Origin of the sequence: Paenibacillus sp. FSL H7-0716 (assembly GCF_038002705.1) — a bacterium.
Classification (GTDB): domain Bacteria; phylum Bacillota; class Bacilli; order Paenibacillales; family Paenibacillaceae; genus Paenibacillus_AQ; species Paenibacillus_AQ odorifer.
The window spans coordinates 44,349-65,889 of sequence record NZ_JBBODA010000032.1 but is presented as its reverse complement, the minus strand read 5'-3'; the positions used below and the strand labels follow the sequence as shown (position 1 = coordinate 65,889).

The 21,541-nt window shown below is 43.6% G+C and carries 23 protein-coding genes and 1 pseudogene; 11 read left to right on the top strand and 13 right to left on the bottom strand.

Annotated features, from left to right (window positions below; genetic code table 11):
* On the bottom strand, positions 1-658 hold a 658-nt coding region (locus tag MHH60_RS27270), incomplete at its 3' end, for an S-layer homology domain-containing protein (protein ID WP_341161180.1).
* 484 nt (positions 659-1,142) lie between these two features.
* Here MHH60_RS27270 and MHH60_RS27265 point away from each other — a divergent pair.
* A pseudogene (locus MHH60_RS27265) lies at positions 1,143-1,235 on the top strand (sulfurtransferase); the annotation flags it as partial.
* A gap of 202 nt (positions 1,236-1,437) precedes the next feature.
* Here the strand turns inward: MHH60_RS27265 and MHH60_RS27260 are convergent.
* Positions 1,438-2,130, bottom strand: coding sequence for a Crp/Fnr family transcriptional regulator (locus MHH60_RS27260; protein ID WP_076135665.1), 693 nt, complete (start codon positions 2,128-2,130; stop codon positions 1,438-1,440).
* Positions 2,131-2,301: 171 nt separating this feature from the next.
* On the opposite strand from MHH60_RS27260, the gene MHH60_RS27255 reads away from it, so the two are divergent.
* From MHH60_RS27255 to MHH60_RS27245, 3 genes are read left to right on the top strand one after another with little or no spacing between them, the layout of a single operon-like run.
* Entirely contained in the window at positions 2,302-2,640 is a 339-nt protein-coding gene (locus MHH60_RS27255) for a cupin domain-containing protein (protein ID WP_076135664.1), read from the top strand.
* A gap of 16 nt (positions 2,641-2,656) precedes the next feature.
* Entirely contained in the window at positions 2,657-3,004 is a 348-nt protein-coding gene (locus tag MHH60_RS27250) for a cupin domain-containing protein (RefSeq protein ID WP_076135662.1), read from the top strand.
* 13 nt (positions 3,005-3,017) lie between these two features.
* The gene (locus tag MHH60_RS27245) at positions 3,018-3,773 is read left to right on the top strand and encodes a class I SAM-dependent methyltransferase (RefSeq protein ID WP_076135660.1); all 756 of its coding nucleotides are present in this window, start codon (positions 3,018-3,020) and stop codon (positions 3,771-3,773) included.
* Between the two features lie 389 nt (positions 3,774-4,162).
* On the opposite strand, the gene MHH60_RS27240 is transcribed toward MHH60_RS27245, so the two are convergent.
* Positions 4,163-4,630: a hypothetical protein gene (locus tag MHH60_RS27240; RefSeq protein ID WP_076135658.1), complete on the bottom strand. Its 468-nt coding sequence runs from the start codon at positions 4,628-4,630 to the stop codon at positions 4,163-4,165.
* Between the two features lie 84 nt (positions 4,631-4,714).
* Here MHH60_RS27240 and MHH60_RS27235 point away from each other — a divergent pair, with 84 nt between their 5' ends.
* On the top strand, positions 4,715-5,095 hold the full coding sequence (locus MHH60_RS27235; protein WP_076135656.1) for a hypothetical protein: 381 nt from the start codon (positions 4,715-4,717) through the stop codon (positions 5,093-5,095).
* On the opposite strand, the gene MHH60_RS27230 is transcribed toward MHH60_RS27235, so the two are convergent.
* Both MHH60_RS27230 and MHH60_RS27225 read right to left on the bottom strand, forming a co-directional pair.
* On the bottom strand, positions 5,096-5,554 hold the full coding sequence (locus MHH60_RS27230; protein ID WP_076126068.1) for a hypothetical protein: 459 nt from the start codon (positions 5,552-5,554) through the stop codon (positions 5,096-5,098).
* A gap of 113 nt (positions 5,555-5,667) precedes the next feature.
* Positions 5,668-5,853, bottom strand: coding sequence for a hypothetical protein (locus tag MHH60_RS27225; RefSeq protein WP_076135654.1), 186 nt, complete (start codon positions 5,851-5,853; stop codon positions 5,668-5,670).
* 525 nt (positions 5,854-6,378) lie between these two features.
* On the opposite strand from MHH60_RS27225, the gene MHH60_RS27220 reads away from it, so the two are divergent.
* A complete protein-coding gene (locus tag MHH60_RS27220) occupies positions 6,379-8,442 on the top strand; it encodes a methyl-accepting chemotaxis protein (protein ID WP_076135652.1) in 2,064 nt (687 codons plus the stop codon).
* 136 nt (positions 8,443-8,578) lie between these two features.
* Here MHH60_RS27220 and MHH60_RS27215 read toward each other — a convergent pair whose 3' ends face one another.
* The 5 genes from MHH60_RS27215 to MHH60_RS27195 form a co-directional block, all read right to left on the bottom strand.
* Positions 8,579-10,744: an FtsX-like permease family protein gene (locus tag MHH60_RS27215; protein ID WP_341161181.1), complete on the bottom strand. Its 2,166-nt coding sequence runs from the start codon at positions 10,742-10,744 to the stop codon at positions 8,579-8,581.
* A gap of 115 nt (positions 10,745-10,859) precedes the next feature.
* Positions 10,860-11,558 (bottom strand): ABC transporter ATP-binding protein, encoded by a 699-nt coding sequence (locus tag MHH60_RS27210; RefSeq protein WP_076135648.1) that lies wholly within the window; start codon positions 11,556-11,558, stop codon positions 10,860-10,862.
* Positions 11,536-12,147 (bottom strand): TetR/AcrR family transcriptional regulator, encoded by a 612-nt coding sequence (locus MHH60_RS27205; RefSeq protein ID WP_076135646.1) that lies wholly within the window; start codon positions 12,145-12,147, stop codon positions 11,536-11,538. Before MHH60_RS27205 ends, MHH60_RS27210 begins: the two co-directional genes overlap by 23 nt.
* Positions 12,148-12,348: 201 nt before the next feature.
* A complete protein-coding gene (locus MHH60_RS27200; protein WP_076135644.1) occupies positions 12,349-14,613 on the bottom strand; it encodes a M56 family metallopeptidase in 2,265 nt (754 codons plus the stop codon).
* Positions 14,614-14,618: 5 nt separating this feature from the next.
* Positions 14,619-14,996, bottom strand: a complete 378-nt coding sequence (locus MHH60_RS27195) for a BlaI/MecI/CopY family transcriptional regulator (protein ID WP_076135642.1) — start codon at positions 14,994-14,996, stop codon at positions 14,619-14,621.
* 204 nt (positions 14,997-15,200) lie between these two features.
* On the opposite strand from MHH60_RS27195, the gene MHH60_RS27190 reads away from it, so the two are divergent.
* From MHH60_RS27190 to MHH60_RS27170, 5 genes are all read left to right on the top strand, one after another.
* On the top strand, positions 15,201-16,691 hold the full coding sequence (locus tag MHH60_RS27190) for a 4-hydroxyphenylacetate 3-hydroxylase family protein (protein WP_076135777.1): 1,491 nt from the start codon (positions 15,201-15,203) through the stop codon (positions 16,689-16,691).
* 214 nt (positions 16,692-16,905) lie between these two features.
* Positions 16,906-17,565, top strand: coding sequence for a response regulator transcription factor (locus tag MHH60_RS27185; protein WP_076135640.1), 660 nt, complete (start codon positions 16,906-16,908; stop codon positions 17,563-17,565).
* Between the two features lies 1 nt (position 17,566).
* On the top strand, positions 17,567-18,940 hold the full coding sequence (locus MHH60_RS27180) for a sensor histidine kinase (RefSeq protein WP_076135638.1): 1,374 nt from the start codon (positions 17,567-17,569) through the stop codon (positions 18,938-18,940).
* Positions 18,941-19,001: 61 nt separating this feature from the next.
* Positions 19,002-19,811 carry a hypothetical protein gene (locus MHH60_RS27175; protein WP_076135636.1) on the top strand — a complete coding sequence of 270 codons (810 nt, stop codon included), beginning with the start codon at positions 19,002-19,004 and terminating at the stop codon, positions 19,809-19,811.
* An 80-nt stretch (positions 19,812-19,891) separates the two neighbouring features.
* A complete protein-coding gene (locus MHH60_RS27170; RefSeq protein ID WP_076126051.1) occupies positions 19,892-20,269 on the top strand; it encodes a PilZ domain-containing protein in 378 nt (125 codons plus the stop codon).
* A 108-nt stretch (positions 20,270-20,377) separates the two neighbouring features.
* On the opposite strand, the gene mnhG is transcribed toward MHH60_RS27170, so the two are convergent.
* From mnhG to MHH60_RS27155, 3 genes are read right to left on the bottom strand one after another with little or no spacing between them, the layout of a single operon-like run.
* A complete protein-coding gene (gene mnhG / locus MHH60_RS27165) occupies positions 20,378-20,800 on the bottom strand; it encodes a monovalent cation/H(+) antiporter subunit G (protein WP_076135634.1) in 423 nt (140 codons plus the stop codon).
* Positions 20,775-21,068 (bottom strand): Na(+)/H(+) antiporter subunit F1, encoded by a 294-nt coding sequence (locus MHH60_RS27160; RefSeq protein ID WP_076135632.1) that lies wholly within the window; start codon positions 21,066-21,068, stop codon positions 20,775-20,777. The genes mnhG and MHH60_RS27160 overlap by 26 nt, the downstream gene beginning before the upstream one ends.
* A complete protein-coding gene (locus MHH60_RS27155; RefSeq protein WP_076126047.1) occupies positions 21,068-21,541 on the bottom strand; it encodes a Na+/H+ antiporter subunit E in 474 nt (157 codons plus the stop codon). Before MHH60_RS27155 ends, MHH60_RS27160 begins: the two co-directional genes overlap by 1 nt.

The following is a 21,541-nucleotide window of genomic DNA, read 5'->3' as shown; positions in this document are numbered from 1 at the left end:
TTGGTGTTGGTGTTGTCAGCGCCACATACTGTTGTTTGGCTTCATACGCTCCTGTAAGGAGCAGATCGCGCGTTGCATTCGTTTGTCCGCCGAAAATTCCATTAGTACCTGCAGGTAACAATTTCAATAATAATGCCTCTGCGACATAACCTTGTGCCCAATTGGATACCGTTACATCGGTTCCTGTTAGGGCCTTTGCCTCTGTATCTTTTCCTAACATTCTAACCAAGAATGTAGCTAATTGTTCTTTTGTCACCTTGCCGGCCGGATCGAATATACCTTCTCCATAGCCATCTGTAATTCCGGATTTTCTAAGCGCTTCTATGTAAGGTAGTGCATATCCATTGGCGGCGTCATCAGCTTTAACGTCTAAGAAACTGGACGTCTTCAACGAAGTCTCGACTTTAAGACCCGTGATCAACGCGGCAACCTTGGCAAACTGTGCACGGTTCATTTCATCTTTTATCCCGAATGTCGTATCGGTTACGCCGTCAAATATGCCTGCCGAAATCATGGCATCGAATTTGGCTTTCGTCGCAGCATCCAGATCCTTTAGGTCAGTAAAATCGGCAGAGGTCTTCACCGCCGTTTGCGCAAGGCTAATAGAACTGTTTAAACATAGGAATAAAGCAATCGCAGTACTAACAATTTTCTTCATTTCTTCTACCACTCCCTTTTTTGGACTTATTAGACTCTTAATTCATAATTGCATAATATACCAAAAAAAATTTTAAATAAAGAAGAAAAAATTTTAAACAATAAAAAAGGCATTTTATCTACATATAAAGGATAAATCAGTATACACTTAATCTTTTCAGTAAATTAAATGGTATCTCTTCAACATGGTTTACAGCAAGTCCTTCCCGAACATGCACTCTTTATTGTTCAGTCTCCTAAGCTCATATAAATGCATCGAAACGCCGGGTATCAGAGATTGTGCCTATCGAAACGAAGCTTCATTTACCTCGCATGTCAGTATGCACGAAGCTTACTAGATCAGATTTTTATAGCTTTCTTCCCCCGCCTGCGGTTGAACGTCGTTAGTACCGAAGCATCCCGTAGTTTCAGCGAAAATCCCAAATGATTCGAAGCCGATTATAAGGCTCGACATGTGTTACGGTCAGAATGAGACCCTTGACAAGAAGACCGGGTACAAAAAAGTTCGACTGTATGCAGGAAGCTGGAGTGATTGGATTAGTTATGAGGAGAATCCGGTGGCTACTGGAGTAGAGTAAAATACGAGAGCCCGCGTCGGACGCGGGCTCTTGTATTTATGAGTAACTACGATAGATAGCTAAAATCAAAACTCAAGTCAACAGTTAGCTGAACTTCAACTACCTCTTTCGCACTTTTTAGTTCGGTCAAATCCTTTCCCAATGCGTTTTCTAGCTGATTATTCCCTCTGTTTGCTTCTTTTCAATGTTTGGAGAAATCATTCTAAAAATCGCTGATCCGCAGCTGATTCTCCGCGTCCAACAGCTCGAATTGATTTCGATTAAACCGGATCAGCCCGTCCTGCGCCATCCGCTGCAGCTCTCTGGACAAGGCGCTGCGGTCAACAGTCAAATAATCAGCCAGGTCGCTGCGGGTAAACGGAATTTCAAAACAGGCGGAATTGTTTTTTTTGGTCTGGAGGGCCAAATAATGCAGGATACGGTCCCGCAGCGATTTGTGGGAGACCAGATCCAGCTTTTGATAGATAGACCGGTTGTTCTCAAGCAGCAGGGCCAGCATATTCTCTATGATCCGGCCCCTTAAATGGCAAGTGTCCTGGCCGGGCCGGACGATTTTATTTATTTTGATAAACAGAATCCGGCATTCCGATCCCGCCACCGCTTCATACCCGCTGTGCTCTTGGACAAGGCGAAGCGCCGTTTCGCCAAAGATTTCCCCATCCCCAAGTTCCGAGAAAATAAATCTCATACCTGAGATATTATCTTTGCATAACAAAACATTGCCATGGATAATAATGCCCACCGAATCTAGAATATCGTCTTTTTTAAAAACAACCTCCTTCCGCGCAAAATCCTTGATTGTGCCCTGCAGACAGCTCAGCGCTTGCTGCACCTCCCGGTCCGCGAAGCCCTTAAACAAAGTGGTGCTCTGTATCCTGCTCAGATATTTCTGCAATTTTCTCAGCCTCCTGTTGCCATGGCAACAGAGTCATGATGAATACTCTGCTACAATAAAATAAATGAGAATAGTTCTCATTGATCATTCTCATTATATCAAATTGCAGGAATCATTCAATCAAGCAATTTGGAAATAAACAAAATACTGTACTTTGAACAGGGGGATCGTATGAGTGGAATTACAGCCGGCAAGATATTTTTCTTAACAGATATGATCAGCGTCAAGCCGCACCGGATTGCGAGCCGAGCGCTGGCATTGCCCGTAGCTGCAGCCGAAATAACGGCACAACCGGAATGGGTATTGTATGCCATGGATCAGGAGGAGACCATCAGTTCGGAGACCTCCCCCAAAACTAAAATCATCCATGTGCTGGAAGGCGAGCTTCATCTGCTGGTGGCGGAAGAGCCCTATCAATTGACAGCCGGCGCATCCGTTATCGTCCCAGCGGGCACATGGCATGATTATTCCGCCCGCAGCAGCTGCAAATTTTTGCAAATCAGTATATAAAACGGAGGTATTCAAAATGGAAACAGGTTTATTTATTAAAAAACTGCCGCAATCCGCAGTCATAGATTTGAAAGACATCATCACAATAGAAGAACAGCAGGTTTCCAGTCTGACTCTTGTACAGCGGCCAAATTTGGCAATGACCCTTCTTTCGCTGGACAAAGGCTCGTCAATTGGGGGACATTCTTCCCCGGGCGATGCCATGGTCAACATTTTATCCGGGCAAGCAGAGATTACAATTGGAGAAGACAAGTACACAGTTCATGCCGGGGAGACCCTCGTTATGCCGGCCAATATTCCGCATGCCCTACACGCAACAGAGCCGTTTCAGATGCTTCTGGTTGTAGTCAAGCCGGATAAGTAATGGGGTGAATGCGATGAAAAAGGAAGTAGGCCATAATTTTTTGGCGCGGCTGGGAAAAAAACGTTTGCGGCCCGGCGGCGTTGCAGCAACCAACTGGCTGATCCAGCAAGCCAATCTGAGTACGGACAGCCAGGTATTGGAGGTAGCCTGCAATATGTGCACCACCTCCATTCAATTAGCCGGGAAATACCACTGTCAAATTACCGGCATTGATATGGACCCGCGGGCGCTGGAAAAAGCAAACCGAAATATCAAAAATGCCAATCTGGAAAACTATATCCGTGTTCGGCAAGGCAATGCGATGAAGCTACCTTTTGAGAATGAGAGCTTTGACGTTGTCATTAATGAAGCCATGCTCACGATGCTTAACCAGCCTGCGAAGGAAAAGGCAGTCGCCGAATACTATCGGGTACTGAAGCCTGGCGGCATTCTGCTAACCCATGATATTACTTTCGCCAAAGATAATATGGAAGAACGTCTAGCCGAGCTGCGCCGCACCATTCACATCAATGTCGAGCCACTGACCGTTGGGCATTGGGCGGGATTGTTCCACTCCGCAGGCTTTAAGCAAGTGGACAATGCTACCGGACCCATGTCCTTGATGAGTATCGATGGACTCATTCGCGATGAAGGGGTTATCGGAGCGCTGCGTATTGTGAAAAACGGGCTCAAGAAAGAGAACCGGGAACAGTTCAAAAAGATGTATAGCTTTTTTAATACGACAGGTAAAGATCTGAATTATATTGCCGTTTGCAGCAGCAAAAAATAGTTGGGCGCAGGCCTATCATGTCTTATGATATTTTTTATTTTTACCAACGTTGAGAATGATTATCAACAAAACCCATCCATATTCCCGCCAAGAAGTCAAAATAACCGCTTGTAAGGAACTCACGGTGAAAGCTAAATCTGTTTATGCTTTGTGCCTCAGTTTACTGTTAAGTTTATCTTTTGTGTTAGTGCCTGTTCGCAACAAAAAAATGAAAGTTCGCTCAAATCCGCTGCTTCCTCCGAAATTCTGGAGCAGCTGCTGACGGCACAGTAATTGCCTAAATGATGCAGAGCATTTCAAAAACAGGTATATAGAAAACGCGAGTCCGGGCGGCACTGCCCTGAACTCGCGTTTTTGTGCTAAGTGATTCGGGTATGTATTTCTATCGCTTATTTTGCCGGATATCGCTTCAACTGCTGCTCAAACACAGTATTGTAGTAAAATTTTCGCGGATAGGTATCCTCCTTCAACACCTTGTAAAGCACGGATTGACCTTCTTCATAACGGACCGCAAATTCACATTCATCATAAAAACGCCGGGACAGCTCACGGATATTGTCTTTCACGGACGAACAGCGCCATCCGAAATAAATCATATCTAGCTGGTCCAGCGGATCACGGTAAGTGTCGAGGACAATACAAGCGTTTGGCTGCTCTGGATTGCTGTAAACGAGCACATGTCCGGTGTGAACAGGGTTGGCAAAAAAATGTTCATAAATCTCCGCAACAGGTACTGTAATACCCAGTTGATCCATGATGATCTGAAAATTCGGGTGCGGAATATAGGTATCACTCTGCTCATCCGGGTACTCCACCAATTCTGTAATGGATGCCATGACCCCAAATTCATACTTCATATGAACATCCTCCCTGTTGATTGCTTGAAAAATATCCCTATGCTTGCTATGATAACAAAATTATTAGGATGAGAGGCGATTTTCATGAAAAAAAAGCTGCGTTCTATCACGCTCAGGGAACTGGAATACAGCTATATATTGGGCATGAGAATCCATGACGAACGGAGTCAGCTTGAATTAAAGATTTATCATAAAAATGTAAAGCTCCACCCCCTCTGCATCCAAATCCTAACATGGGATGATCCTATTGCCGGTTGTCCGCTAAATACAGGCTATCTGCTGCAAAACCATAAAAAGGGTTTTGATGATGTCTATAATCTAAATCATCCACAGCGTATCCGCGAATGGATCGAATATGGAACGGCTAAAGGCTGGGACGGCACCCGGACAATAGAGATCATAAATGGATTGGATGCTATGCAGGAAATGGGCTATGATATTACTTCATTACGCACTTCTATATAATCAGTCAAAAACCTGTTCCAGTGCTTGTGGATAATAAGGACTGATAATTTTATAGGCATTCAAGTGAGGATTGCTTAAATCATTATCATAAATGATCATATGCTGTCTGCTTTTTAAAATAATATCAAATCGTTGCTTGCAGTCAGCCTGAACTATCGTAATATAATAGCTAAAGTTTTTGTCAGAACTGACATTTCTGGCCGATTTCATTAATTGAACATGTGAGAAATCAGCAAAAATCCGCTCAATAACAGCAGGATCAGTAATAATGATGTCTTTCTTTTCACCGGGAACTGAAGACAATCGCGAGATTTCTAGAGAGGCGATTTCTTCCAAACGGATGGTATTGGCTACGATTCGTTTAAACGAAGTATAGCGGCTTGCTGTATAGGCCATCAAAGAGACACCTACCCCTGTCAGAAGTGCACCGACAAGCATGTATTTTCTGTTTTTATCCATTTCCCCATTCCTCCCAGTAATACGATTCAGTAAGCTACAATTATAAAACTATATAGACACCGGTGCAAATTCAGAAACATAAAGTTCAAACGGTACAAAAGGGCGGCGAGCTCCTAATCCTCCAGCTCGTCCAGCTTCGCTTCCAGTTCAGCCAGCTTACGATTTGCTTGTTCCAATATTTCCTGTAGCTCTGCAGCTTCTGCTCGTTTTATTTCTTTTTTAACGGTTTCAATCTGCTGTTCCAAATAGAGAATATCGGCTTCATTTCCTGAGTTGTTCCAGATCTGTGAGTAAGTCATAGTCAGCCTCCGTTTATCTATGTCCACGATTCAATCATAACCCGCATTCCACTTCTTCAGATTAATCGATGCTACTCTTAGAGTCTAGCTAATCAACAAAAAACAATGACCGATTACTTTTCTATATTCAACACTCTTAACTTTAAAAACAAATAAGAAGCAGTGAGTTACTCCACTGCTTCTGTGTTGCCTCATAGGAAGTACAATTGATAATCATTATCAACCGCAAGATCTGGAAGCAATCTACAAACAAGATGTCCGATAAAGGCAGTTAAGCATCACCTAAAAAAATAACAATTCGCCTCTAATCGGTAGCTGCAATATACCAAGCTAACAGGCTAATTGTTAGGATCTCCCTCGCCACCCACCATCTTGAAACTCCGCACCAGTCAAGGGTTTATCCTGTGCGTTATCCATTTTAATTTAATTTTTTTATTCTCAAAATTGCTATTTCGAAAATCTCACTATCTTCCGATATGTTCTTATGAGCTATTTGCTCAGAAACAACTTGGGGGAGATGGTAGCATGTTACAGCAACTAAAAAAAAGGCGGTTTGGTTCATCAAGCATAGCAAATACTTTGTCCATTGTACTTTTAGTTATTATTGTTGTCGTCTTCTCAATCTTGGGAACCTTTATGTTTTCCAGCACTCGCAGCATACTTGTGAAACAACAAGAATCTATGCTTCAGACCAAAACACAGGCACTTGTCAGTCAATTTGATGCACTATTTAAGGAAAAGGGTTCACTGGTCAAGCAAATGTCAACGAATAACTTATTCAAACAATACATCGAAACCACCGAAGCTCCTGAAATGGCCAAGACTTCTCCGCATGCCGCTGAAGTAGCAAAGACACTTGCTGCCATTGTAAAGGTGGAACCCACTTTTGCAGATGCATGGATTGCTAGTACTGCCGGCAAAGGTTTTTACATCCTCAATAATGGTACGACATCAGATGCTGCTTTTAACATAAAAGAACGGCCGTATTATAAGCCAGCAATCGAAGCAGACGGCCTGTACTACTCTGATCCTTATATTGACATCACTACAGGCGATATGCTGATGGGTATTTTTTATCCGATAAAAAATGACAACAATACCTTAATCGGTTTTGTCGCGGTTGATATAGCCTCTAAAAATATCCCTGAGATAATGGAAAGCTATAAGCTAGGCAGCACAGGTTATTCCATTCTCGCCTCCAAAACAGGTGATATTCTGTATCACCCAGACCAGTCTAAGGTCACAAAGGAAAAGATTAATGAGCAGCCAGGTGATCTTGGGGGGATCGGCAAGAAAATGATCGCTGGTGAATCCGGAGTACATCTGATTAATGACAACGGAGAACGCCGTTACATCGGCTATGCTACAAGTAAAGATACCGGCTGGTCCGTAGGTTTAACTATTTCAGAGCGTGAAGTGCTCTCCGAATTAAAAAAATTCACCTGGATTACGATTGGCGGTTTTGTTGCAGCGGCGATTCTGCTCGTTCTATTTTCGTATATCACGCTCCGTTACCTGCTCAGATCTATACCGAAGCTGCTTACCAAAATCAAACGGGTGGAAAATGGGGATTTGACGGTTCAATTTGATGCCTATTCCAACAACGAAATTGGACAGATCTCCAACGGAATATTCAACATGGTCCAGAAAATTCAAGGAATGCTCCAAATAGTGGGTACCTCCGCTCAGGTATTAAACCAATCCTCAAAGGATCTGCAATCTATTTCTTCCCGTACAGCTATAACGATGAACGATACAGCAACGGCCATTAATGAGATTGCGAATGCAACCAACTATCAGTCGATCGAAACGGATACCATTTTGCAAAAAACCGGATCATTATCTGGTCAAATTGACGAAATCGCAAATGATGCCATAGCCATAGAGACGATGGTGCAGGCTTCTGCCGACCAGAGCGAACTGGGATTGGGTGTGTTGGATCAGTTATCAAAATGGGCAGAAGAAAATCACAACTCCACTCATTCGATATCGTCTGCCATCCATGATATTGATCAAAGCCGTCATGAAATTTCGAGCATCGTGGACACGGTACATCAAATTGCTACGCAAACCAATCTGCTGGCGCTAAATGCTTCCATAGAAGCAGCACGTGCGGGAGAACAGGGACGCGGATTTGCCGTTGTTGCCGGAGAGGTTCGCAAGTTGGCAGAGCAGACTGCACAGGCCACACAGGAGATTGGCAGAAAGGTTCATGAAATCGAAGAGAAAACCAGAGCATCTGTGGAATACACAGCCCAAGGACTTGAAATTGCCGAAGAAAATGCAAAATCCGTGCAGGCTACGAAACAGGTATTCTTTAGCATCAACAGCGATTTGGAGGCTTTGAGATTACGTATGATTCAAATCAGCAGCAACACCTCCAAAGTCCATAAACACAAAGATGAAATCCTACAGGCACTCGAAATCATATCTTCAACTACAGAAGAGAATTCCGCTTCAACGGAAGAAGTTAGCGCGAGTACGCAGGAACAATTGGACAGCATTGAACAGGTTGCCGAGCTATCCCTGCAGCTCAATCAGTTGTCCAAAAAGCTTCAGGACGAATTAAACCAATTCCAGGTCGAATAGTCCTTTAGTCATCCGTAAGTTTCACAGTCGTAAGACTGTCCTACCTTATAAAAAAATTAAGCAGCCAATGCATGCCGATAATCTATCGGTGCGTACTGGCTGCTTTTAGTTTCAAAGAAATTGTACCAAAACTTTTTTATAATAACCCGGACAGGCTGTCATCTCTACTTTCTCTCCGTAGCTTACGCTTGAATATACGCATAACCAGCATATATTGCAGCAAAATGAGAGCTAGCGGAAAAATCAGCAGCCAAATATTCAGGTTTAATGGCATATAATCGCCTGTCTGCAATGATAGAATCCGCAAAATTTGTTCTGTAATAAACACTGCAACCGGAAGTGTAATTATATAGAGCAACACTAGCAATGGTCTGTATACATCAATCAGTAACCGGCTAATTTCAGCAGATTTGTAGCCAAGCAGTCTGAGTATTCTCATATCCCGGGTACTATCCTGAAAGTTAAGCAGGAGAATCAGATATATAAGCAGGAAACCCATTACAATGCCGATTATTTGATTAATGACAGCACTGGAACGATTGGATACGGCGCTGCTCTCCAGCGCAGCTCTTTTATCCGCGGTAGTAACCACTTTAACGTTGGTCGATGTATTTATTTCATTGCTAAATTCGCCAGTGTGCAGTGAACTGTCCGTATTCATCCATCCGGCCAGATTAGCTTTGGATGTATATATCGTATTCGCATCTCCGTTTTGGCTAATAGCTTGGACCATAACTTTCACAGTTTGCCGATTCAATATAAGGTTAAGAGAATCCCCTTTCTCGATGCCATACAACCAGCTGAACGAGCGACTGACAATGACTCCTCTCAGATTATCAATCTCAAGTCTGTTATGATGGGTATCGAGCAGTGTGAATAGACTCCCACTGCTGTCGAGTCCCAGCATTTGTGCTGAGATAACACCGCCGTTCTTTTGCGCCAGCTGCACGGGTTGCTGGAGATAATACATCCGGGAGGACCTGGTATTCTCAATATCATTCTGAGATTGCGGATAAGTAATGTCATAGGTATATTCTATACCCGACATTTGGGTATCCACGACTGCACCACTGGATTGATATAAAGAATAGCTCAGTATGAACAACAATGTAGTCAGAAGAATCGCACAAGCACTTAAGATTAAGTTATTCCATTTACGGAGAGCAACACGGAAAGACAACCGGTACTTCTCCGGCAATCGATTTACTACACGGTTGGCGGCCCGCAAAACCCCTTTGATCGGGCGGGGCTGTGCTGAAATTGAAATGTTTAACAAATCATGAGTCTCTTGCTTCATAAACGGAAACACAGCACATAACGTTATAAGCAGTGCTCCCCCGACTGGAATTAAGATACCGTTAACAACAGATCCGAAATAAATCCCCCGTTCAAAATATGGAAAGGAATAAGTACTTTCCAGCATCCCCATAAGCACGTTGGAGCCAAGATACCCAAGCCCCATCCCCAAGAGACAACCCGTGATCGCAATCCCTAAGGTGAACTTTGCCATTACAAAAGCTATTTGCCTTCTAGTAAAGCCTAACGCCATAAAACAGCCAAAATCTTGCTTATGTAGTGCCATGAAGCGCTTAAAGAACATATAAAAGATGAACAAAGATATCAATCCCAGCACTATCAAAAAAGACTGTGCCAGACCTTTGTTTGATTCCAACGCCTTTTGCAGTTCCGTATCACTATCTATCTCGGAAGCGGACGCTACATATGAGAAAGTTGAATCTGCCCGCAAACTTTCCGTTGTAACAACATTTTTGTCCTCACGCAATGTTGCCGCATAATATTGACTCTCTTGCCCCTTCAGACTATCATAGGCTTCCGGTAATACAAGAACGAACGTGGCGCCAGCATAATTCTGCTGAACCTCGCCAAAGGGTACAAATGTTAAGTAATCCGGCAAATACATTGAACCACTAATCGTAAAGCTTGTTGCTCCAATTACCCAGGAATCGCCAACAAGCAGTTTATTTTGCTGTAAAAATTGCGGCAATACCGCAATTTCATTTGCTTGCTCTGGCAGTCTCCCCTCTACGATATAGGGTAAATTCAGCCGCCGAGATTCGTTCAGCAGGAAATAAGTCTTGTTCTCCTCCTTCACTTTTTTAATGCTGCGTTCTTCGGTAACCAGTTGCGTTTCTAACCCCTTTAAAGCTTGCTTAATATCTGCTGAGTCCTTTAATTGAAATCTAAAATCTTCCTGTTTTTGAGTGGTTAAGTAATCATCCAAATTCATTACATTCCGATCAATCGAAAATTGCACAAAAAAATACATAAAAGAGGTTAGCATTATAATCAATAGCAACACTGCAGCATAAGTACGATTTTGCTTCAAAAGGCAATATATTTGTTTTTTTAAATAGTACAAACCAATTCCGCCCCATTTCCCATAAGTCTGTCCTGTGCTAATCCCAACTCATTTGGTCCACGGGGATTGGATTCTTGTGAGGAATATCTTTCACTACCACCCCGTCCTTAATCGTAATAACACGATCAGCGGTGCTGGCAATTTCGTTATTGTGGGTGATAAAAAGTACAGTTACACCATATTTAGCACAGATTTGATGCAACAAAGATATAACCTTTCGGCTGTTTTTTTCATCCAGAGCCCCGGTTGCCTCATCACAGAACAACATCCTTGGCTTCTTGATCAATGCTCTGGCAATGGCTACCCGCTGTTGCTGGCCTCCCGACAATTGCCCTGGATATTGGTCCAGAACGTCAGCTATATCTAGCAGTTCTGCCAGCTCTTGCACAGAAAACGCTCCACCCGATCCAGGCACCCCAAGCCTGATGTTCTCTTCCGCGGTGAGATGTGACAGCAGCAAATATTGCTGGAAAATTTGACCGATATCCAGTCTGCGGAAATCTGCAAGCTCATGTTCATTAAATCGTGTAATGTCACTGTCTCCGAAAAAAACACTACCTCTGCTCGGCTTTTGTAATCCGGACATGATGTTGAGCAAGGTTGATTTGCCTGAGCCGCTTGGTCCAATGATTACAGTGAAGCTGCCTTCCTCTATTTCCATTGAAACCTCTTTAAGAATAAGCTCATTACTCCTATATTGCTTCGTTACTTTGTTAACAGAGAGGATTGTTTTCATAAGGGGGATTGCCTCCGAACAGAGTATTTTGAAACCATTTGAACTGCTCTTCCAGAAATTCATCTGTAAGATCGACGGATAAACCCAACACCCGCAGCCCCTCTAAAAAAATTAATAACTGATTTGCAGCCGAATCAGGAGAATCCACTGAGGATTCTTTCCGTTCATTGCCGTACTGGATCAGCCGACTGAGAAAAGCCGCCGATTGTATGTATTGCTGCTGTAAGAACTCTCTATCCTGTTTGCTTTTGTGCGAAAGAAAAAACTCATATGCCGCAGTCATCATACTATTATTTATCTGGCTGAGCTCCGCCCTTTGCCCGGACAAAAATAGCTCCATGATCTCCCGGTAAGGCTGCCCCGCCTCCATCATAATTTCAAAGATCTCTTGCGTGTGTACCGCATTTGCACGTAACAGCTCGCGGAATATATCATCCGTAGAACTGAAGTAACGGTATAAACCACCGCGACTGATCTGGCATTCCTCCACAATATCGCTCATCGTCACAGCATGAAATCCTTTGCGAATGAATAACTCTAGTGCTTTGCTTAGAATCAATTGTCTTTTTTCCACTGATTTCTTGGCCATATTCATACCTCCAACTTCCTAAAAGAAACTCCATTACAAAAGTGACAACATTGTCGCTTTTGTAATTTTATGACACTGATGTCGTTTTTGTCAATGCACGAAGGTAAACTGGAGTGATTGGATTTTGTATGAGAGAAATCTGAGGATTGCTAAAAGTGAGGAATAATACTAAAAGCCCGCGCTGAAGCGCGGGCTTAGTTGTTATTGTGTGGTTCTGAAACTAGACGATTGATACGGGTCAGGAATTTCCTCCCACTGACCAGTAAAGACATCTACTTTAATCGTGAATTCCCTGCTTCCTTGCCTAACATCACTGAACAAATAACCATCCCCGATAAACCCTGAAATCCAGTCCGTACCTGTTGGCTTGAAACCCTCTGTATCAAAGATAGGTTGGAGTAACTTATACAGTTCCTTCTGGTATTCTGTACCGTTAGAGATGTTCCACAGATCTATCGCTTCACGGTTTACAAGACTTCTCAGTGGACTGCCAGAAGTTACGTCATGAACCGTTCCGGTAAGCGGATTTATTTTATAGCTATTGCCTTCCCCTACGCCATTCAGTGGATCTATATCCACCCTATACTGATCTCCGTCTTTGCTAAAGGTCCAACCAGTTGCCGGAAGCTGTTTTTCCATCATGGACTTGATATCCTGTTCACTGAGTGGTGGAGATATAAACGATCCATAGTACATCTGTGCGCTCTCAATGGTCAGATTCTTCCCGTAAACGGCAATAACTTCGAGCGGAAACTCAGACATAGACGCCGCACCGGACAAATGGGCTACAATTTGGTCATCTATCAGCTCGTATGAAACTATAGAGCCAAATCCGACCTTCTCTCCCCAAGCTCCCTCAGTGTAATCATACACTTTGGTCAAATGCTTTCCGTCCAGTTCAGCAGATACATAAGTTTGGTTATTTCGATGTGTAATGGATGATTTCAGCTTCTGATTCAACGTTTCGATCGGATCTTCGACTACAAGCTCTTCCAAGCTAGCAGGCTTGAGCACATGAATCTCACTCATAGAAAGTCCGGTACCCGTACCAGTCGTAATTCGTATGAAAATTTCTTTAGTTCCATCTCCGTTCACATCTGCTTCTTCAATCAATGGAGGCCGAGTTTCATCTTCTCCTGCATTCCACAAGAACGTACGGCTTACTTCACCACGCACATCTACCGTGACTTTATGCAAAAGTGTATTCTCAGCAGTGGGATTAGCAGATACCGTGATTCCGTTTTTTTCCGCCAATAGAGTGCCTTTAACGCCGGAAGCCGTTGTATTTTTATCCTGCACTTCTGCCTGAAAAGTAGCAGGAGCGCTCATTGCCGGAGCTGATGCAGAATTTAGCTTTGCTCCTGTAAGGGTACAGCCACTTAAGATCATAATTACAGCTAGGCCCAGCAGTGAGCTTTTTGCCGTAATTTTTTTGTGTCTGGTGATCATAATAATCCTTCTTTCCATTTCCTTTTTACTGCTCGAAATGCCAGCTGTACCTGCCAAACGGATCGGATCGGGTAAGGTTTCTAACAATTTGAGAAGTGTCAAGGCATAACCTCTGTGGCACGCTGGTTCAAGATGCTTCAAGGCCAGAGCATCACAGGCAACCTCTTGATCCTCTTTCATTTGGCGTACGGCATACCACAACAGCGGATTAAACCAATGCATGACCAACAGCAGACCTGTCAGCAGATTTAGCAAAATGTCATGGCGCTTCACATGCGCCAGCTCATGAAGGAATATATGACGGAGCCCGTTCGTCTCCAGAGTGTGTAACGTGGAGGTGGGCAGCAGCAACTTGGGCCGCATAACGCCAAGTAGTGTCGGTACAGCAATCTGCTTCGTCCCGATCAGCTTGACTGGGCGACGCACCTGCATCTCCTGCTTACAGGATTCGAACAACCGTTGGATTTCTGAGGAATGGATCTCCGTTTCCTGTCGAACCCGTGCGGTAAATCGCAGTTGCGCTCGAACCGACAAGCCCAGCACCACCGCCGCTCCGCCAAACCACACCACAACCAGTACATGTATCGGTTCCCATCCTGAATTGGTCGCCTCGGAAGAACTGTCTATTTGCGGATTGATTTGTGCCACATCATCCGATGTAGATGCTCCCGGCAAAAGTCCAGTTTCTTCAATTCCAGTAACTGACGTCGGTTCCTCTACCCCTCCAGTCAACTCTGGTACATAAGTAAAGCCAACTTCCGATTGCGCTGACGGAATAAAGGGACTCTGCGCCGTATCTTTCTCCAGCGGCAACAGATTAAAAATACTAAATGTGCTTTCTGGTGCCCAAGGTATAGCCAGCCTTACGATCAAGGGTATCCACAGAAGATACGTCCAGGTAGGTTTCAGACGATCCTTGAACAGGAAGCGGGTCAATAAGATCAGCAGAGCCAGCACGCTCGCCATGGCAGACAGCGACAATACCTTAACGAACAGATTGTATGCAGCTTCCAGCAAGCGGCTCAGTCCTTTCGTTCATCCAAAATTCTCTTCAGTTCTTCAATATCTTCCCGGGACAACTTTTCATCCTGCAAAAAATTGACCAACATCGGACGCAAAGTTCCACCGTAAATCCGCTTCAGAAAGGATCGTGTCTCCGATTGGACACATTCCTCTTCCCGTACCAGCGGATAATAGGAATACACCCTACCTGTCTGGTTATAACCAATAGCCCGTTTCTCTGTCAGACGCTTAATCAACGTCCGTACCGTCTTTGGGTTCCAGTCCCTGCTGCCTTCTAGTGCTTCAACAATCTCACCTGCAGTGCGTGGGGCACTTGCCCACAGCACCTTCATTACTTCCCACTCGGCATCCGAGATCTTTGGTGTTTCCGAAGACATCATCCTATCCGCCTTTCTTTCCTTTGTATGACTACACTTGTAATCCAATATCCAAAATATACAAGTCAGCATCGTTTATGTCAACCCTAAACTCCCTGCCCACACACGGTACATGGACAATGTACACGGAGATTCATGATTACGTACATTAATAGCAATAATACGGCTTTATTAGTCAAAGATGACTTCAAAGAGGTGGAACCTATGCCTATAAAAACAGGTAATCAATACATCGAACGAATCGACCGGCAAAAGATCAATATCTGGTACAAAGGAACACGTGTTGAAGGTCCTTTATCCAAACACCCTGCCTTTCAGGGTCTCATACAAACACAAGCCGAAATGTATAACATGCAGTGTGATGAACGTTATTTGGCTCAGATGACCTATCCCTCACCTGATACTGGAGATCCGGTTGGTTTATCTTTTCTTCCACCCAAAAATGCTGAAGATTTAGAACGCCGGAGAAAAATGATTGAACTCTGGTCCAACAGACATCACGGATTTTTAGGACGTTCGCCCGATTATATGAATACGGCCATCATGTCTCTGTTCACAGCTGCAGATATCCTTGAGGATCATAATCCGAAATATGCTGAGAACCTCAGAAAATACTATGCCTACTGTCGAGATCATGACATTACATTATCCCATGCCTTCATCCAGCCTCAAGCCAGCAAAATATCCGGCCAGATTGATGCTACAGAGGATTCTATTGCTGCAAAAGTCGTAGAAATCAATGATCAAGGGATGTTTATTACCGGTGCTTTTATGATGGCAACACAGGGAGCTACCTGCGATGAAATGCTTGTATTCCCGACTCCCTCACCCTCACTTGTGGATGATGATAATCCCTTTGCATTTGCCTTCGCGGTGCCTAATGATCTGACTGGGATGACTTTTTTTTGCCGTGAAAGCTACGCTGCCTCATCCACCTACGACCATCCGTTAAGTTCAAGATATGAAGAAATGGATACCCTTGTTATCTTTGACCGCGTACTGATCCCTCATGATCGTATATTTTATTATGGCGATGAGTTGTACTGTTCCCGATTATTCGGCGAGAGTAACTTTCATACGCATATGGCCCACCAAATTATCACCCGCTATATTGCAAAGACCGAGTTTTTTCTTGGTATGCTAGAGTCTTTGGCGGCAGAACAAAATGCTGTCCTTGAGGCCTACACGATTTTGCCTATTTCCAGAATATTAACTTATTTAGAAACTTTCAAAGCCTTAAGACTTGCAGCGGAAATTGGGGCTTCGCTCGACAAATTTGGATATCTCGTTCCAGATAAAGGGCCACTGTTGGCTTCAACCATTCACTTTTCAGAGTTTTATCCAGAGATGGTTGAAATGGTTCAAAACCTCAGTTCAAGCAGTCTTATCATGATCCCCTCTGAAGCCGACTTTACATCAAGTGCCGGTTCGTATCTTTATGAGTATTTGAAGGGAACTGTCTCGGATGCGTGGTATCGAAATGCCTTATACCGGCTAGCTTGGGAACTAGGAGCTGGTGCATTCGGAGGTCGTCAAACCCAGTTTGAGCGGTTATTTTTCGGCAACTCCCAAACGATGGCCTGGCGTATGTACAACAGCTATGATAATCACGAATATTTTCGTCAAATCGTTCACGAATTTATTGCCCCCGATGCCACCTTATCTAAGTCAACAACAGATGGAATTTCCAATTAATCAAGAGTTGCGAAGGTTTATAATGATGTTTTTTAGGATTGATTAAGAGACTGCTACCGCTCTCTTTTTCAGTCCTTTTTGAGCTTTATCAACAAACCAAATTATGAAGAATTAGATGCTTTTTCATACCTGCACTGGACAATTCTGTAATAAGTTGTTTATAGTTTATTAGCATTAGGAAGTGATTTGCTAGCTTAGGAGGGAACAATGAACTATGGGCCATATCATAGTCGTAGAAGATGAACGTGCAATCAGTGACTTAATTACTATGAACCTAAAATTAGTCGGACATACCTATAGCAAGGCTTATCGCGGGCTGGAGGTTATTGAACTGCTGGAACGTGAAAAGGCCGATTTAATTCTGCTCGATATAATGCTGCCCGAACTGGATGGTTTTGAGATCATGCAGCGGATTGCTCACTTACAAATTCCGGTGATTCTGATCACCGCAAAAGATTCACTGGCTGATCGCATCAAAGGCTTTGAGCTGGGCGCCGATGATTATATCATTAAACCTTTTGAAATCCTTGAATTGTTGGCAAGAATCAATGTGGTGTTACGCAGGAGCGAAAAAGGCATTTCCAATTTTCTCTGTGAAAACGTTGAGGTACGTTATCTTGAGAGGCTTGTCATGGTGGATCAGATACCCGTAGATTTAACTGCTAGGGAATTTGAGCTGCTTGAGGTCCTTATCCGCAACAGAAATATTGCTTTATCAAGGGAAAAGTTGCTGGAATTAGCCTGGGGCTATGATTTTGAAGGAGATACCCGTACCGTAGATGTTCACATCAGGCAGCTGCGCAAAAAGCTAGGCTGGGAAGAACGAATTAAAACCGTATTTAAGCTTGGTTACCGCTTGGAAGTTCAGGTCTAGTATGAGATTCTGGCATAAAATTCTGCTGTCAGTCCTCGCTTTCTTCATCGTCGCCCTAGATGTAAGTGTAATCATGATTATGAAAAAAAGCTGGCAGCTAAACATGGACAGCGAAATGCAGCGTGCTTCAAGCGAACAGCTATTAATTGCAAACAACATTTATGAAAATCTTGAATCGATTCAGACCCGTGGGGCCACACTTACCTCTACTTTAATCTCCAGCGTGGCTCAATCCTATGGTGAATTTTATCATAAGCAGGGAATCGGACTACAGCTCTGGGAGAATGACCAGCTGGTTTATCCGAATGCTGGAGTCCCATCAGTCTCAACACCGGAGTCACATTCTATTCAACTCTCTACTGAGCTCCCTGCTCCCTATCAAGCTTTGACGATCGTTTATCAACGTGACATCAGTGACCTGTATGCTAAGCAGCATGAGCTGAACCGTTTTTTTGTAATGATTAACTGGATTATCGGTCCAATTCTGCTCCTATTACTCTACTTGCTGATCCGGCAGCTGACCAAACCACTTAAACAGCTTTCAAAGACTACAAAAACGATCGCTGAAGGTAAATATACCGAGCGCGTACAGTTGCGCAGTAAAGATGAATTTGGTGAGTTAGCCCTGAACTTTAACCGAATGGCAAACGCAGTGGAGCAGCACGTGATCGAACTGTCTAATATGGCCGATGAAAAGCAGAGAATGGTCGATAACCTCGCCCACGAACTGCGCACACCTTTAACCAGTATGCAGGGATTTGCTGAATTTCTGACTTCCGCAAATATAGGACAGGAAGAACAGCAGATGGCTGGTCAATATATCCTTAGTGAAACCTTACGCCTGAAGAATTTAGCCTTCAAACTGCTGGATTTGTCTGTTCTACGGCATCATCCTCTGACTCTGAAACAGGTAGATATCTCAGATTTGTTCAAATCGGTTAAACAGATTGAGCAGCTTAAATTGGACGAAGCAGGCATCAAGCTAGAAATGGATTATTCCATCCCTGCGGTTTGGGGTGATCATGATCTGCTAGCTTCCTTCTTGGTTAACCTTGTCGAGAATTCCATTCATGCATCCCCGCAAGGGAGCACCATCCGCATGCTTGCCTATGTATTACATGATGAAGCCATATTGGAAGTATGTGATTTGGGATTTGGGATGACCCCGGAACAGAGCGTGCGTGTTTTTGAACCCTTTTATCGAGGTGAAAAATCGCGTACACGCGAATACGGGGGTGCGGGTCTTGGTTTATCTTTATGCAAGCAAATCGCAGATGCACATCAAGCCAGAATTTCACTGAATTCTACTTTAGGTCAAGGGACAAGTATCCGCATCTTTTTACAACTCCATAACATCTGTTCACTTACTCTATAACATCTATAGTTTAAGGTTTAGGAAGATTCAGTATCATCCGAAGTAAATGGAGGTTATTCAAGTGAATAACAAAAAATTCCCCACTACTTTAGCTATACTCCTGTTCTCGGGGAGTCTGCTAATCGTCAGTGCTGTCATTCAAAACACCACCCATTTAGCTTTAACCAGAACCAAAACCCCTGGGGTGAAGTTGGAAGCACCAACGCCGGTGTCCACAGAGAATGACGATCTACAACCGCAGATGAGTCCTAAAGAAATACAACCCATTAACAATTTCATAGATATGGCGGGTCATGAGACTTCTGAATCCAAACGGACCACTGTCACACCGCCTGCTGCAGGGAATTTGAGTCAGACTGATGCCGTTATTCTTGCTGCTACAAGCGTTCGAAAATTATACGATGTCGACATTGTCAAGCTACAGATGCGGGTTATTCTGAGTGATACCCAAACCTCGCCGCCGTGGACATGGGCTGTACATTTCAGTCCATATAACGCCAAGACCCTAGAAGGGCAAGGGAAGGAATTCTGGGAATATGATGTACTAATTGATCCCATAAACGGTATGGTAGTGAATACGACCGCGATTAATAATGCTCTGAAAAGAACACCAATTAGCGCTTCTGCTGCCAGCACTATCTATAAAGATGCACGTTGGATCAATGCGGCCATTGCTATCCTTACAGATAAACAAAAAGAAAGCCGGAAAATTGCTACAGCAGCACTGATCAACACTGAAACCAATGATAAACGCGGCATGGTCGCTGTTCAGATGATGCTGGAAGATGGCAGCAGCTACACGGCAGAAATGCGTTATCCTGATCAAAGTCTGCGCTGCCTTACCTACGAGCCTGCTAAAGTAGTGAAATAAATCAAAAATAGAATCAGCTCTTCACTAATCCTACTTTTATGTCGATAATTTATATGACATGGAAAAGTATGGAGGAGCATATGAACACTAATCGCAGAACCGAACCTTTTCGATATACCCTTAAAGAACCTGTAACATTTGATCTTCATATTCTTACAATTAACGGAATCCAGGTTCCTTCCAAGCCTGTAAGGGCTGTATTGTTCGACATCAGTCGATCGGGTTGCCACTTATCGTTACCCCTCAATATCAACCCAGAAAATAACCTAGTACGCATTGGCATGGAAATGAATCTTACGGATGAATCTATGTACATAGAAGGAATATTGAAATGGAACAAAGAACAGCAAGGCAGTTTCCACTACGGCATTCAATTGGACATCCCTGAGAATGACGGTGATCGACTCCCAAGGGTACTTCGCATCCTTGCTGGAGAAGGCAAAATATTAGTTCGTTAAGATAACAAAAAAAGAGTAGTTTTAATCTAAAAAAGCAACAACCCGCATTTTCATGCAGGGTTGTTGCTTTTTAGCTATTACGATCCAAACTTATTGTTGTATCCGAAATTACTGATTAACATTTTCTGGATTATATTCTCGAGGCACATCCCGTTCAGGGGATGCTGCTACAGCTTTTTCTTTCTCCAATACCTCTCTTAAATCATCCTGAATTCTGCGATTCCATAAGGGAACCCCAGAGCGATAAGCAGCTCTGCCCGTCAAATGCGCAGATAAAGGTGAGGTCATAAATACAAAGACAATCCCCAGTAGCAGCTTAGCACTTATATGATCTAGAAAAAATGCAAAATATAGAAAGGCCCCGCTCAGAACACATAAAACACCAAGGGTGGCACTTTTAGCAGCGGCATGCGATCTCAGATAAACATCAGGCAGCCGAATCAGTCCATAAGCACTTACAGCACTAAGCAATGCCCCCATCAGAATTAACAAAGCAAACAGCAATTCACCGACTGTCTTGATCGTTTCCATGTTCTAGCACCACTCCCCTTTCGATGTATCTGGCAAATGCCGTCGTGCCGATAAAGGAAAGAATGCCTATTAACAAAATAATTTCGATAAAAGCCTGCGTTCGGAGTAAAACCGAAAGAACGGCTACCATGGCTAACAGATTAATTCCAATCGTATCCAGTGCCGCTACCCGGTCGGGCAAAGAAGGTCCCTTCAACAACCGCCAAGCACATACACCAATCGCCAGCGCCATAATCGTAAGCGAGAGCATAAGAATAAATTGGATCATTAACGGGTCACCTCCAATATCGCACGCTCAAAGGTGTCACGGATATTCGCTCTGAACTGTGCGGGATCCTCAACATCCATGGCATGAATATACAAAGTCCGGTTATCATCCGATACTTCAAGTACCACAGATCCGGGAGTAAGGCAGAGCAATGTGATCAAAGTAGCCACTTCCCAATCCGATTTCAGCTCTGTAGTATATTTCAAGATTGCTGGACGTATATTAAGCTCCGGTCTCAGAACGGCTTTTACCACTACATAACTTGAAACGACCAGTTCCCGCAGCAGCAACAGGATTAGCTTAATAATTGCCCACACTTTTCCTAGATATAATCTGGGCCAAAAACGTCGCATTCCGAGCAGAATGAGGATACCGATCAAGAAACCAATGACGAAACGTGGCCCAGTCCAGTCATTGTGCAGGAACATCCACAGGAATGCTATCATGAAATTCAATAATAGTTGAAAAGCCAT

Coding starts and splice junctions, on each gene's coding strand:
- MHH60_RS27235 (WP_076135656.1), top strand. CDS start 4,715: ATGAAAAAAAAGCTGCGTTCTATCACGCTCAGGGAACTGGAATACAGC.
- MHH60_RS27250 (WP_076135662.1), top strand. CDS start 2,657: ATGGAAACAGGTTTATTTATTAAAAAACTGCCGCAATCCGCAGTCATA.
- MHH60_RS27220 (WP_076135652.1), top strand. CDS start 6,379: ATGTTACAGCAACTAAAAAAAAGGCGGTTTGGTTCATCAAGCATAGCA.
- MHH60_RS27155 (WP_076126047.1), bottom strand. CDS start 21,541: ATGGCTTTTCAACTATTATTGAATTTCATGATAGCATTCCTGTGGATG.
- MHH60_RS27215 (WP_341161181.1), bottom strand. CDS start 10,744: ATGCTAACCTCTTTTATGTATTTTTTTGTGCAATTTTCGATTGATCGG.
- MHH60_RS27190 (WP_076135777.1), top strand. CDS start 15,201: ATGCCTATAAAAACAGGTAATCAATACATCGAACGAATCGACCGGCAA.
- MHH60_RS27210 (WP_076135648.1), bottom strand. CDS start 11,558: ATGAAAACAATCCTCTCTGTTAACAAAGTAACGAAGCAATATAGGAGT.
- MHH60_RS27195 (WP_076135642.1), bottom strand. CDS start 14,996: ATGTCTTCGGAAACACCAAAGATCTCGGATGCCGAGTGGGAAGTAATG.
- MHH60_RS27180 (WP_076135638.1), top strand. CDS start 17,567: ATGAGATTCTGGCATAAAATTCTGCTGTCAGTCCTCGCTTTCTTCATC.
- MHH60_RS27205 (WP_076135646.1), bottom strand. CDS start 12,147: ATGGCCAAGAAATCAGTGGAAAAAAGACAATTGATTCTAAGCAAAGCA.
- MHH60_RS27245 (WP_076135660.1), top strand. CDS start 3,018: ATGAAAAAGGAAGTAGGCCATAATTTTTTGGCGCGGCTGGGAAAAAAA.
- MHH60_RS27170 (WP_076126051.1), top strand. CDS start 19,892: ATGAACACTAATCGCAGAACCGAACCTTTTCGATATACCCTTAAAGAA.
- mnhG (WP_076135634.1), bottom strand. CDS start 20,800: ATGGAAACGATCAAGACAGTCGGTGAATTGCTGTTTGCTTTGTTAATT.
- MHH60_RS27225 (WP_076135654.1), bottom strand. CDS start 5,853: ATGACTTACTCACAGATCTGGAACAACTCAGGAAATGAAGCCGATATT.
- MHH60_RS27230 (WP_076126068.1), bottom strand. CDS start 5,554: ATGGATAAAAACAGAAAATACATGCTTGTCGGTGCACTTCTGACAGGG.
- MHH60_RS27240 (WP_076135658.1), bottom strand. CDS start 4,630: ATGAAGTATGAATTTGGGGTCATGGCATCCATTACAGAATTGGTGGAG.
- MHH60_RS27160 (WP_076135632.1), bottom strand. CDS start 21,068: ATGATCCAATTTATTCTTATGCTCTCGCTTACGATTATGGCGCTGGCG.
- MHH60_RS27255 (WP_076135664.1), top strand. CDS start 2,302: ATGAGTGGAATTACAGCCGGCAAGATATTTTTCTTAACAGATATGATC.
- MHH60_RS27185 (WP_076135640.1), top strand. CDS start 16,906: ATGGGCCATATCATAGTCGTAGAAGATGAACGTGCAATCAGTGACTTA.